The following is a 12245-nucleotide window of genomic DNA, read 5'->3' on the forward strand; positions in this document are numbered from 1 at the left end:
GTTTTTCATGGTTTCAGGGCTTTACTGCAAAAGTACCGTCGTCTGACAGTACAAACCCTGAATAAATCGCCAAAAAATGTGTATCAATCGTCCACGGCATCGAGAAACTCGTCTACCACGGGCATCTCGCCCATTCGTGACGGAATGTTTAATCCGAAATGCAGGTAGGCATGTCGCGTCACCACCCTGCCCCGTGGCGTGCGCATGATGTAACCCTGCTGGATCAGGTACGGTTCCAGCACGTCTTCAATGGTGTGACGCTCTTCGCTGATCGCCGCCGCCAGGCTGTCGATACCGACCGGCCCGCCGTCGAACTTTTCGATCATGGTCAGCAGCAAACGGCGATCCTGATGATCGAAACCGTGTTCGTCGACATCGAGTAGGTTCAACGCCAGATCCGCCACCGCTTTGGTGATATGCCCCTTGGCGCGGACTTCGGCGAAATCGCGTACCCGCCGCAACAGACGGTTGGCGATCCGCGGCGTACCCCGGGCACGTCGGGCGATTTCGAAAGAACCTTCAGGATCCAGCGGCAGACCGAGAATCGCTGCCGAACGACTGACAATCGTCGCCAGATCGGCCGTGCTGTAGAACTCAAGACGCTGGACGATACCGAAGCGGTCACGCAACGGATTGGTCAGCATGCCGGCGCGAGTGGTCGCACCAACAAGGGTAAACGGCGGCAGATCAAGCTTGATCGAGCGCGCTGCCGGCCCTTCGCCGATCATGATGTCGAGCTGGAAATCTTCCATCGCCGGGTACAGTACTTCTTCAACGATCGGCGACAGACGATGGATTTCGTCGATGAACAGCACATCGTGCGGTTCAAGGTTGGTCAGCAATGCGGCCAGGTCACCCGGACGTTCAAGCACCGGGCCCGAGGTGCTTTTGATCGACACGCCCATTTCCTGGGCGATGATGTTCGCCAGGGTGGTTTTACCCAACCCCGGCGGGCCGAAGATCAGCGTGTGATCGAGGGATTCATTGCGACCACGGGCGGCCTGGATGAACAGCTCCATCTGCTCGCGCACGGTCGGCTGGCCAATGTAGTCAGCCAGACTGACCGGACGGATGGCCCGGTCCTGGACTTCTTCGCGCTCGCGCGGGCTGTGCGCGGCGGCGATCAGACGATCAGCTTCAATCACTTAAATCATTCCCTTCAGGGCGCGGCGGATCAGGTCTTCACTGCTCAAATTCTTGTCCTTGATGGCGGTAATCGCCTTGCTCGCTTCCTGCGGCTTGTAGCCCAGGGAAATCAGTGCACTGACCGCATCGTTTTCGGCGGTGTTGACCGGCGCAGGGCCGTCTGGCTGATTCGGCACCAAGGCAAACATCGCCGGCGAAGTTTCCCAGGCCTTGAAACGATCTTTCAGTTCGACCAACAGACGCTCGGCGGTTTTCTTGCCAACGCCCGGGACTTTGGTCAGGGCCGACGTGTCCTGGGATTGTACGCAACGGACCAGTTCGTCGACTTCCAGACTCGACATCAGTGCCAGCGCCAGTTTTGGCCCGACACCATTGAGACGGATCAACTCGCGAAAAAAGTCTCGCTCACGCTTGCCGGAAAAACCATAGAGTAATTGCGCATCTTCGCGTACGACCAAATGGGTGTGCAGGGTCAGCGGCTCACCGACCGACGGCAGGCGATAAAGGGTGGTCATGGGCACTTCCAGCTCATACCCGAGGCCGTTTACATCCAGAATCAGGTGCGGCGGCTGTTTCTCAGCCAAGGTGCCGCGCAAGCGTCCAATCACGTTTCAGATCCTTGAGCATTGGCCAGCCGTGGGCTGGCGACTATCAGAGCGAAGGACTCGGGCCGACAACACAGGCGCGCAAGTCCACACTCCGCAAATTTGATGCTGATGCTATCAGAGACGCAGGCGCCCGCCACGACTGCGTGCCGTTCCCAAACCGTGCGGCAGCAGACTCGAGCGGGTATGCGCATGGCAAATGGCGATGGCCAGGGCATCCGAGGCATCGATTTGCGGTTTGGCGGTCAGTTTGAGCATGTGCATGACCATCATCTGCACTTGCTCTTTATTGGCGGCGCCAGTGCCGACCACGGCCTGTTTGACCTGAGTGGCCGTGTACTCGGCGATCTCAAGGCATTCTTCGGCACCGGCGACAATCGCTGCGCCGCGAGCCTGGCCGAGCTTCAGCGCCGAATCGGCGTTTTTCGCCATGAACACCTTTTCGATGCCCATGGTGACCGGGCCATAAGTCTGGATGATCTCGCGTACGCCGCGATAGACGATTTGCAGACGCTCGTGCAGCTCGCCGGCGCCGGTGCGGATACAGCCCGAGGCCACATAGATGCAGCCACCACGCCCGGTATCACGAACAATGCCGTAACCGGTAATGCGCGAACCGGGGTCGATACCAAGAATTAAAGTCATAACGCCTGCAGAAATTGATGCGAAAGCTGAGGGTACAGGTAGGAGCTGCCGAAGGCTGCGATCTTTGTGTTTTTAAAAGATCAAAAGATCGCAGCCTTCGGCAGCTCCTACAGGGGAAGTGTAGAGCCAGCAAAAACTGCGACCTTTGTATTTAGATCAACCGAGCTGAGCGGCCACGTCTTCCGGAATGTCCGCATTGGAATAGACATTCTGCACGTCATCCAGATCCTCGAGCATATCGATCAGCTTGAGGACTTTCTCCGCACCTTCCAGATCCAGCTCGGCGCTGGTGGTCGGCTGCATGACGATTTCCGCGTCATCACCCTTGAAACCAGCGGCTTCCAGCGCATTACGCACCGCATAGAAGCTGGTAAACGAGGTGAACACGTCGATCGAACCGTCTTCGTGTGTAACCACGTCATCGGCATCGGCTTCCAGCGCCGCTTCGGTCAGTGCGTCTTCATCGACGCCCGGCGCGAAGCTGATCTGGCCCTTGCGTTCGAACAGGTACGCCACCGAACCGTCGGTGCCGAGGTTGCCGCCGCACTTGCTGAACGCATGGCGCACGGCTGCGGCGGTACGGTTGCGGTTATCGGTCATGCACTCGACCATCACCGCCACACCGCCCGGGCCGTAACCTTCGTAGGTCAGCTCTTCTACGTTGTCCGCTTCGGTGGCACCGGCGCCGCGCGCAACGGCACGGTCGATGATGTCGCGGCTCATGTTCGCGCTCAGCGCCTTGTCCAGGGCCAGGCGCAGACGCGGGTTGGAACCCGGATCACCGCCACCCTGACGGGCCGCAACGGTCAGCTCACGGATCCACTTGGTGAAGATCTTGCCCCTCTTGGCATCCTGACGTTCTTTGCGGTGCTTGATGTTCGCCCACTTGGAATGACCTGCCATAACTCGCTCCGAATTCTCTTTGAAACGTTGCCCGCCCTGCTCATGCAGCGGCCAGCAAACAAAAAAATCTCGACCTGCTCTCTATAGATAGAAAAAAGGCGCATCCGAAGATGCGCCTTCAGGCCCGTCTTACTCAGCCTTTGGCGTTTCGCGCAAACGAATGTGCAGCTCGCGCAATGCCTTGGCATCCACCACACCCGGTGCTTGCGTCATCACGTCGGCAGCACTCTGGGTTTTCGGGAAGGCGATCACTTCACGGATCGACTGGGCGCCGGTCATCAGCATCACCAGACGGTCCAGACCGAAAGCCAGACCACCGTGCGGCGGTGCACCGTACTTCAGCGCGTCGAGCAGGAAGCCGAACTTCTCTTCCTGTTCCGCTTCGTTGATACCCAGCAGACGGAATACCGACTGTTGCATCTCTTTACGGTGGATACGGATCGAACCGCCACCCAGCTCAGTGCCGTTCAGGACCATGTCGTACGCGCGGGACAGAGCGCCAGCCGGGTTGGCTTCGAGCTCTTGCGGCGTGCACTTCGGTGCGGTGAACGGGTGGTGCAGCGCCGAGAAGCTGCCGTCGTCGTTCTCTTCGAACATCGGGAAGTCGACAACCCACATTGGCGCCCACTCGCAGGTCAGCAGCTTGAGGTCGTGACCGAGCTTGATACGCAGCGCGCCCAGAGCTTCGCTGACGATCTTGGCCTTGTCGGCGCCGAAGAACACGATGTCGCCGTCAACTGCACCCACGCGATCGAGGATGGCGTTGAGGTTTTCCAGCGGAATGTTCTTCACGATCGGCGATTGCAGACCGTCAACACCGGCAGCACGCTCGTTGACCTTGATGTACGCCAGGCCCTTGGCACCGTAGATGCCGACGAACTTGGTGTAATCGTCGATCTGCTTGCGTGGCATGCTCGCCCCGCCTGGAACGCGCAGTGCGGCGATACGGCATTTCGGATCGTTGGCCGGGCCGCTGAAGACTTTGAAATCGACTTCTTTCAGTTGATCGGCAACGTCGACCAGTTCCAGCGGGTTACGCAGGTCTGGCTTGTCGGAACCGTAGCGGCGCATGGCTTCTTCGAAAGTCATGTGCGGGAAATCGCCGAATTCCAGACCCAGCACTTCCTTGAACAGGTTGCGGATCATTTGCTCGGTCAGGCCCATGATCTCTTTTTCATCGAGGAAACTGGTCTCGATGTCGATCTGGGTGAATTCCGGCTGACGGTCAGCGCGCAGGTCTTCGTCGCGGAAGCACTTGGCGATCTGGTAGTAACGGTCGAAGCCGGCGACCATCAGCAGTTGCTTGAACAGCTGCGGCGATTGCGGCAGGGCGAAGAACGAACCAGCGTGAGTACGGCTCGGCACCAGATAGTCACGCGCACCTTCAGGGGTGGCACGGGTCAGGATCGGTGTTTCTACGTCGAGGAAGCCGTTCTCGTCGAGGAAGCGACGGATGCTGGTGGTCATGCGCGAACGCAGACGCAGCTTCTCGGCCATTTCCGGACGACGCAGGTCGAGGAAGCGATAACGCAGACGGGTTTCTTCGCCGACGTCGGAGAACTCGTTCAACGGGAACGGCGGGGTTTCCGACTCGTTCAGCACTTCCAGCTCGTAGCCCAGTACTTCGATCATGCCCGACGCCATGTTGGCGTTGGTCGCGCCGGCCGGACGCAGACGCACTTTACCGGTGATCTTCACCACGTATTCGCTGCGCACGCGGTCGGCAGCAGCGAAGCTTTCGGCGCGATCCGGATCGAAAACCACCTGAGCGAGACCGTCACGATCACGGATATCGAGGAAAATCACCCCGCCGTGGTCGCGACGACGGTGAACCCATCCGCAAAGGGTAATTTCCTGACCTTCCAGGCTTTCGTTCAGTTGGCCGCAATAGTGGCTGCGCATCATGGTAGTGGTTCGCTTCTCGTAATTCGAAATTCGGTGGAGATCCCGTTGCGTTCAAACAAAACGGAAACTCGCGCGTGTCGTTAGACCTGGGTTTGAACCCTAGTCAGATTTGTCGCCACCGGCCAGATTCTTCTTGGCGCCGGTCTTGAAATCAGTCTCGTACCAACCACCGCCACTGAGGCGAAAGCCGGGCATGGACAGCTGTTTCTTGAGCTCTGGTGCCTGGCAGGCAGGGCAGTCGACCAGCGGTGCCTCGCTGATCTTTTGAATGGCTTCCAACTGATGACCACAGGAAGCGCATTGGTAATCGTACATCGGCATGGGTGTGTCTCGGCGATCAGATTGCCACCGCGCGCAGGGCTTTGCGGCGAAAGGGCGGGATTATATCCATTAAATGCGGCCTGTGCAGCCGGAAGACTGCACAGGCGGCAACGTCATTTCAACTGCCCGTCACAGCGCGATGGCCTGCGGGACTTCCTTGAGACCATTCATCACGCAGACCACCCGCACCAGACCGCTGAAGTTTTTTACCCCGCCGTGGCGCAAGTGCACTTGCCGATCCACATGGGACAGCAACGTACTGATCGAACAACCGCAATCCTCGGCCATGCGCCCGAGAATGTTCCAGTAGACCTGTTCGAGCCGCAGGCAAGTCGCAAAACCATTCAGGCGCACGGACCTGGACAACGGCTGAATCAATGCAATATCGAACTCGCTGACCAGCGGATCGACCCTTCCTTCCTGTCGCGAACCGAAGTTTTCGGTTTGCCTGTCTCCATCGACCATATCGCTGACACTCCTTTGCCATCGCTGCTTTTTATAAAGACAACATCCTGTGCCTTCATAAAAGCGCAGACGCAAAGTTATATCCAGATGACTAATTGCCCATCTGCGTAGGATAAGCCGACATCAAAAGTAAGACTTTGGAAGCTCGCGGGTATTGGCCTGCTATAAATACCCGCGCCTGGCGCGGATTACCCTTCCAGCAGCGCTCGCAGCATCCACGCGGTTTTCTCGTGCACCTGCATGCGCTGGGTCAGCAGGTCGGCGGTAGGTTCGTCACTGACTTTGTCGAGCAACGGAAAGATGCCACGCGCAGTACGCGTCACTGCTTCCTGGCCGGCAACCAGTTGCTTGATCATGTCTTCGGCGCTCGGTACACCCTCCTCCTCCTCCTTGATAGAAGAAAGACGTGCATAGGTCGCGTAAGCGCCCGGCGCCGGAAACCCCAGCGCCCGGATACGTTCGGCGATCAAGTCCACGGCCAGCGCCAGTTCGTTGTATTGCTCTTCGAACATCAGGTGCAGCGTACGGAACATCGGACCGGTGACATTCCAGTGGAAGTTATGGGTTTTCAGATACAGCACATAGGTGTCCGACAGCAGACGGGACAGCCCTTCGACGATGGACTTGCGATCTTCTTCACTGATACCGATATCGATTGCCATGTTTACCCCCTAACGGCGATTGAATTCATCCAGCAGGTGCCAACCCACTCTAGCAAGCCTGTCGCCACCCCGCAGCCCTGATCGGCCACCCGCGCTGCGACAAAATCGCTCATCCGGCTGCCGCTGGCCGGGCTGATTTGAGTAGCTGCAGGCTTTGCTGTTAAATAGGCAGTGTGTCGCCATGCCCCATTTTCCGGGGCGTCGCGCATAGGCTGATGCCGTGTACGTGCCTACCGCCTCTTATTTTTGTTCCGAAGCGAACCGTGCGCCTTCAGCTCTTCCTTGTGAGCCGTCATAACGTGAGCCAATCAAAATGTTGAAAATCGTCCACCTGTTAATGGGCGCAGCGGCATTGCTGCTGTCGTTCATACCCAGCTTGAAATCTGAAGCCGTTCCCTACCTGCAACAACCCGATGCACTTTACCTGGCCTTTTTCGGCCTGCTGAACCTGGTCATCGCTCCAGTGATTCCTTACTGGAACAAAGGCCCGCGCCAGCATCTGCAAAATCTGGTCAGCGCACTTCTGGTGCTGACTGTCGTCCTGCAAACCTTGACCCTGATCGCCCCGATGCCGGTCATCGCCGGCCAGCCAGCTGTGCTGTTCAGCCTGGTGATTGCGCTGGTTGCCGTCGTTCTGCACCTGGCTGTCAGCTTCTACAAATCGTCACCTGCCGCCGCGCCAACCAGCTATGACATGAGCAATCGCGATACCGGCACCGTCAAGTGGTTCAACACCTCCAAAGGCTTCGGCTTTATCTCCCGGGATTCCGGCGATGATATTTTCGTGCACTTTCGCGCCATCCGTGGTGAAGGCCACCGCGTTCTGGTCGAAGGCCAGCGCGTGGAATTCTCGGTGATGAACCGGGACAAGGGCCTGCAAGCCGAGGACGTGATCGCCGCATTGCCGCGTCGCTGATCCAAGGCATAAAAAAACCGCGAGCAGCCTGGCTGTTCGCGGTTTTTTTACGCCTGAAGAAAAGGACTCAATAGTGCGGTGGCGGCGCATCTTCCTCGAAAGAGCCGAACTGGCCGACCATTTCTTCCTGACGCTTGAGCAACGCAGCCATTTGTAACCGCAGACGCTCGACCACGCGCTGCTGGGCGACTAGCACGTCGTTCAACGCCTGAATAGTGTCGTCCTGAAAGGCCAGACGGCTTTCCAGATCGTTAACGCGCTCTTCCAGGCTCATGCCTCAGCCCTCCACAAAGATAAAATGCTCGCTCAGGACCAGACGCAACTGTTCGCGAATGGCAGCAACCTGCTCGGCACTATACGGTTTGGCCGCAAGCTTGCCCCACACCGGCGCTGGCCAGGCCGCGTCATCGCGTTTGCGCACGATCACGTGCATGTGCAACTGACTGACGACGTTACCCAGGGTCGCGACATTCATTTTGTCAGCATCGAATAAATCCTTGAGCAACTCGGCCAGCGCCGTGGTTTCTTGCCACAGTTGCTGCTGGTCGGCGACATCCAACTGAAACAACTCGCTGATATCGTCGCGACGAGGCACAAGGATGAACCAGGGGTAGTTGGCATCGTTGGACAGCAGCAGGCGACTGAGCGGGAAATCGCCGATGACCAGCGTGTCCTGTTGAAGTCGTGGATCTAAAGCAAACACTGCGCGCACTCCCGGCTGATCTACAGAATTCAGCTTAGCGGCCATCCCTATCGACGGCGCGCCAAGCGACAGGACGGCAGCATACCTGCGAATGCCGCAGCCTTCACGGTCGCAGTGCCGAGATCTTGCGCTGTCGCTGCCCCGAGATGTGACATTTATGCACCACGCGCACCACCACGGAACCAGCAGCGCCTGAAAGACCGAAGAAATGACCGAAATTGCTGCTCTCGTTCCATTTGCTGTGCCGCGCCAACTGTATGAATACTGAACATCTGTAAAATTTTTTGCACCAAAACCGTACAGCGCGACTACGCTCACTGCGTCAGGCATCCGCCGAATACTCACTGGCGGGGTGAACCGGTAACGTTTTTGGTTGTCACGCGCGATTTCCGGTGTGGCAACACCATCGCAAGAATCGCGTCAAGCCCTGATAAAAAGGGGCTTGGCGCCCAGTATTCATGCGGTTTTTACAGGCACAGGCGGGTGTTCGAAAAAATAACCGCAAGAGAAACGCGGTTTGTGCACGCTTGTTGCATTCGTACCCATATGGACTATAAGCGCACCACTGGAAGTGGATGCCTTAAGCCCCATAAGAACAGTGGCAGGGTTGCCCGATGGAGATTCAAGTGTTTTGCCAGGGACTCTTTTTTACCGATGCAAAAAGGCCCAGAAACAGCGATAAAGTTGTCAGTCCGGCTGCATTGGTACTGTGAATTTGCGACATCCACAACGCCGTTTGCGACACCGTCGTAAAGAAGCTGAAAGGTTGGATTAGCAAGTATCGCCAACATTGTCGGCGTGATATAAGTTTGCGCCGACACAAAAAGAAAGAGCCGCCCAGATAATAAAACAGGTGGGACGGCAGTACTCTTCTAAAACCAAAGGAGCAAATCACGATGCGCGTGATGAAGTGGAGCATGATCGCACTGGCAGTTGCAGCAGCAGCCAGTACTCAGTTGGCTACGGCCGCTGCGTTTGTAAGTGACCAGTCAGAAGCCAAAGGTTTTGTTGACGACGCGAAACTCACCGAGACGTTGAAGAACTACTACTTCAACCGCGACAACAAGAACGGCGGCCGCGACCAGAAAGACTGGACCCAGGGTTTCCTTGGTAACTTCACCTCCGGTTACACCCAAGGTACTGTGGGTGTAGGTATCGATGCATACGGTTACCTGGCGTTGAAACTGGACGGTGGTGACGGTACTTCCGGTTCGGGCAACATGAGCCGCAGCGACACCGTCAACCCTAACAACGGCGCTCGCGACGTTAACGACAGCCAGGGCAAAGCCGGCGCTTCGATCAAGTTCCGCGTTTCCAAAACCGAGCTGAAATTCGGCGACATGCAGCCTAGCACTGCTCCAGTGTTCGCTGTCGGCGGCTCCCGCATCCTTCCGCAAACTGCCACTGGCTTCCAGTTGCAGAGCAGCGAAGTCAAAGACCTCGACCTCGAAGCCGGTCACTTCTACTCGGCGAGCAGCCAGGACAAAAACGCCAGTGATGGCGGCCTGTACGCGAACTACGCTGGCGTAGAATCGAAGACTATCGACTACTTCGGCGGCAAGTACGGCATCACCGAAAACCTGAGCGCATCGCTCTACGGCGCCAAGCTGGAAGACATCTGGAACCAGTACTACGCCAACGTGAACCTCACCACGCCTTTCAGTGGTGACACCTCGCTGAACACCGACTTCAACATCTACCGCACCACCGACACCGGTGACAAGCTGGCGGGTGAAATCAGCAACACTGCCTTCTCCCTGGCAACAGCGCTGTCGTTCCTGAAGGCACACACCTTCACCCTGGCCTTCCAGAAGGTCAACGGCGACACTCCGTTCGACTACATCGGTGTGGGCAAGAACAACCGTGGTGGCGACTCGATCTTCCTCGCCAACTCCATCCAGTACTCTGACTTCAACGGTCCTGGCGAGAAATCGGTTCAAGCCCGTTACGACCTGAAAATGGCTGAGTACGGCGTTCCAGGCCTGAGCTTCATGGTTCGTTACGTTAAAGGTTGGGACATCGACGGTACCAGCACTCCAGCTGGCAGCCCTTACACCGGCCTGTACGGTGAAGATGGCAAACACCACGAAACCAACTTTGAAGCCAAGTACGTTGTTCAGACTGGCCCGGCTAAAGACCTGTCCTTCCGCATTCGTCAAGCCTGGCACACTGCCAACGCTGACCAGGGCGAAGGCGACGTCAAAGAGTTCCGCCTGATCACCGAATACCCACTGAACATCTTGTAATTGTCAGTGGTTAGTTTCGAAGCATAAAAAAAGGCCCATCTTGCGATGGGCCTTTTTTATTGCCTGTCACTTCAGTTAATTGCCTGACCGAGAAGTCAGGCAATTAATTAGCAACCTATCATTGTGTTGCCGATTCCTGCACCACGCGAATCACGCGTTGCGGAAAAGGAATATCAATGCCGGCAGTCTTTAAACGATCACGCGATTGTTCGTTAAACATGAACATCACATCCCAATAATCTGCGGTTTTAACCCACACACGCAGGGAAACAGTGATCGAACTGTCACCCAAAGTCGAAATGACCGCCTGGGGTGCCGGGTCCTGCAATACGCGATCATCCTTGGCCAGATCCAGCAGCACCTGACGGGCCTTCTGCAGATCAGCTTCGTAATCGACACCGACATCGAACACAACCTTGCGGGTTGGCTGACGGTTGGTGTTGGTGATGATGCCGTTCGACAGATTGCCGTTCGGCACGATGATGGTCTTGTTGTCGCCGGTACGCAGCACGGTGTGGAAAATCTGGATGCTGTCGACCGTCCCCGAGACACCTTGCGCTTCGATCCAGTCACCGATACGGAACGGACGGAACAGCAGAATCAGCACGCCGCCAGCGAAGTTCGCCAGGCTGCCTTGCAACGCCAGACCGATGGCCAGACCGGCAGCACCGATGGCTGCCACAAACGAGGTGGTTTCAACACCGATCATCGACGCGACGCTGACAATCAGCAGCACCTTGAGAATGATGTTGGCCAGGCTGCTGATAAAACCTTGCAGCGCCAGATCGGCGTTGCGCAGGGCCAGCAGACCGCCGAGCTTTTGCGTGACCTTGTTGATCAGCCACCAGCCGATGGCCAGGGTGATCACCGCCAGCAGCACGCGGCTGCCGTATTCCATGATCATCGGGATCCACGCCTGGGACGCCTTGACCAGGTTGTCTACCTCAGCATTCAAATCCATGTTCTATCTCCTGATTTCCGGCTTTCCGGGGTGTATTCAAAACAAATGTGGGAGCGAGCCTGCTCGCGAAAGCGGTGGGTCATTCAGCCAATGAGTTGACTGACACATCGCTTTCGCGAGCAAGCTCGCTCCCACAGGTCATCTGACCGAGCTTAGTCGCGGAAGTTGTTGAACTGCAGAGGCATGCCGAATTCCTTGGCACGCAGTGCCGCGATGGCCTCTTGCAAGTCATCACGCTTCTTGCCGGTGACACGGACCTGCTCGCCCTGAATGGCAGCCTGGACTTTGAGCTTGGCGTCCTTGATGTGGCCGACGATCTTCTTCGCCAGCTCTTTGTCGATACCTTCCTTGAGCACGGCGTCCTGCTTCATCAACTTGCCCGATGCGTACTCGTCCTTGACCTCAAGGCACTGCACGTCGATCTTGCGCTTGACCAGTGCCAGCTTGAGGATTTCGATCATCGCTTCCAGCTGGAACCCGGCTTCAGCGGTCAGGCTGACGGTGAGGTCTTTTTCCTTGAACTCGAAGCTGCCTTTGCCTTTCAGGTCATAACGGCGATCGAGTTCCTTCACGGCGTTCTCGACCGCGTTGGTGAGTTCGTGTTTGTCCAGTTCGGATACCACGTCGAACGACGGCATGTAATCTCTCCAATAAAAAGGCGCGCTCGATGAGGATGGAGCGCGCTTGGCTTGCGGTTAAAATCGGGCTCATTATAACGGGTCTTTTCCTGACGACACGGCGAGCCTTACATGCCTGCAACCATTCGA

Annotated in this window: 14 protein-coding genes; 2 read left to right on the top strand and 12 right to left on the bottom strand. The window is 57.1% G+C overall.

All coding sequences use genetic code 11. The annotated features are described in order from the left end of the window. Positions 1–83: 83 nt before the first annotated feature. The 8 genes from ruvB to QOL84_RS27450 form a co-directional block, all read right to left on the bottom strand. Positions 84–1145, bottom strand: a complete 1062-nt coding sequence (ruvB, locus tag QOL84_RS27415) for a Holliday junction branch migration DNA helicase RuvB (protein WP_008080222.1) — start codon at positions 1143–1145, stop codon at positions 84–86. After that, positions 1146–1754: a Holliday junction branch migration protein RuvA gene (gene ruvA / locus QOL84_RS27420; protein WP_129395230.1), complete on the bottom strand. Its 609-nt coding sequence runs from the start codon at positions 1752–1754 to the stop codon at positions 1146–1148. 114 nt (positions 1755–1868) lie between these two features. Continuing rightward, a complete protein-coding gene (ruvC, locus tag QOL84_RS27425) occupies positions 1869–2396 on the bottom strand; it encodes a crossover junction endodeoxyribonuclease RuvC (RefSeq protein ID WP_129395231.1) in 528 nt (175 codons plus the stop codon). Between the two features lie 156 nt (positions 2397–2552). After that, the gene (locus QOL84_RS27430; RefSeq protein WP_034153419.1) at positions 2553–3299 is read right to left on the bottom strand and encodes a YebC/PmpR family DNA-binding transcriptional regulator; all 747 of its coding nucleotides are present in this window, start codon (positions 3297–3299) and stop codon (positions 2553–2555) included. 129 nt (positions 3300–3428) lie between these two features. After that, positions 3429–5204 (bottom strand): aspartate--tRNA ligase, encoded by a 1776-nt coding sequence (gene aspS, locus QOL84_RS27435; protein ID WP_129395232.1) that lies wholly within the window; start codon positions 5202–5204, stop codon positions 3429–3431. Positions 5205–5303: 99 nt separating this feature from the next. Beyond that, entirely contained in the window at positions 5304–5525 is a 222-nt protein-coding gene (locus tag QOL84_RS27440; protein WP_007912741.1) for an FmdB family zinc ribbon protein, read from the bottom strand. A gap of 129 nt (positions 5526–5654) precedes the next feature. Next, complete coding sequence (locus QOL84_RS27445; protein WP_283439248.1) at positions 5655–5990, bottom strand: ribbon-helix-helix domain-containing protein; 336 nt, start codon at positions 5988–5990, stop codon at positions 5655–5657. Positions 5991–6178: 188 nt separating this feature from the next. After that, a complete protein-coding gene (locus QOL84_RS27450; protein WP_283439249.1) occupies positions 6179–6652 on the bottom strand; it encodes a Dps family protein in 474 nt (157 codons plus the stop codon). A 313-nt stretch (positions 6653–6965) separates the two neighbouring features. Here QOL84_RS27450 and QOL84_RS27455 point away from each other — a divergent pair, with 313 nt between their 5' ends. Beyond that, positions 6966–7568 (top strand): cold-shock protein, encoded by a 603-nt coding sequence (locus QOL84_RS27455; RefSeq protein WP_129395235.1) that lies wholly within the window; start codon positions 6966–6968, stop codon positions 7566–7568. 67 nt (positions 7569–7635) lie between these two features. Here QOL84_RS27455 and QOL84_RS27460 read toward each other — a convergent pair whose 3' ends face one another. Further along, positions 7636–7842 carry a SlyX family protein gene (locus QOL84_RS27460; protein ID WP_283439250.1) on the bottom strand — a complete coding sequence of 69 codons (207 nt, stop codon included), beginning with the start codon at positions 7840–7842 and terminating at the stop codon, positions 7636–7638. A 3-nt stretch (positions 7843–7845) separates the two neighbouring features. Continuing rightward, positions 7846–8271 carry an HIT family protein gene (locus QOL84_RS27465; protein WP_283439486.1) on the bottom strand — a complete coding sequence of 142 codons (426 nt, stop codon included), beginning with the start codon at positions 8269–8271 and terminating at the stop codon, positions 7846–7848. 896 nt (positions 8272–9167) lie between these two features. On the opposite strand from QOL84_RS27465, the gene QOL84_RS27470 reads away from it, so the two are divergent. Then, complete coding sequence (locus QOL84_RS27470) at positions 9168–10517, top strand: OprD family porin (RefSeq protein ID WP_283439251.1); 1350 nt, start codon at positions 9168–9170, stop codon at positions 10515–10517. 118 nt (positions 10518–10635) lie between these two features. Here the strand turns inward: QOL84_RS27470 and QOL84_RS27475 are convergent, their stop codons facing one another. Then, complete coding sequence (locus QOL84_RS27475; RefSeq protein WP_064391795.1) at positions 10636–11478, bottom strand: mechanosensitive ion channel family protein; 843 nt, start codon at positions 11476–11478, stop codon at positions 10636–10638. A gap of 152 nt (positions 11479–11630) precedes the next feature. Further along, complete coding sequence (locus tag QOL84_RS27480) at positions 11631–12116, bottom strand: YajQ family cyclic di-GMP-binding protein (protein ID WP_042560649.1); 486 nt, start codon at positions 12114–12116, stop codon at positions 11631–11633. Positions 12117–12245 lie beyond the last annotated feature (129 nt).

Origin of the sequence: Pseudomonas helmanticensis (genome assembly GCF_900182985.1) — a bacterium.
Taxonomy (GTDB): domain Bacteria; phylum Pseudomonadota; class Gammaproteobacteria; order Pseudomonadales; family Pseudomonadaceae; genus Aquipseudomonas; species Aquipseudomonas helmanticensis.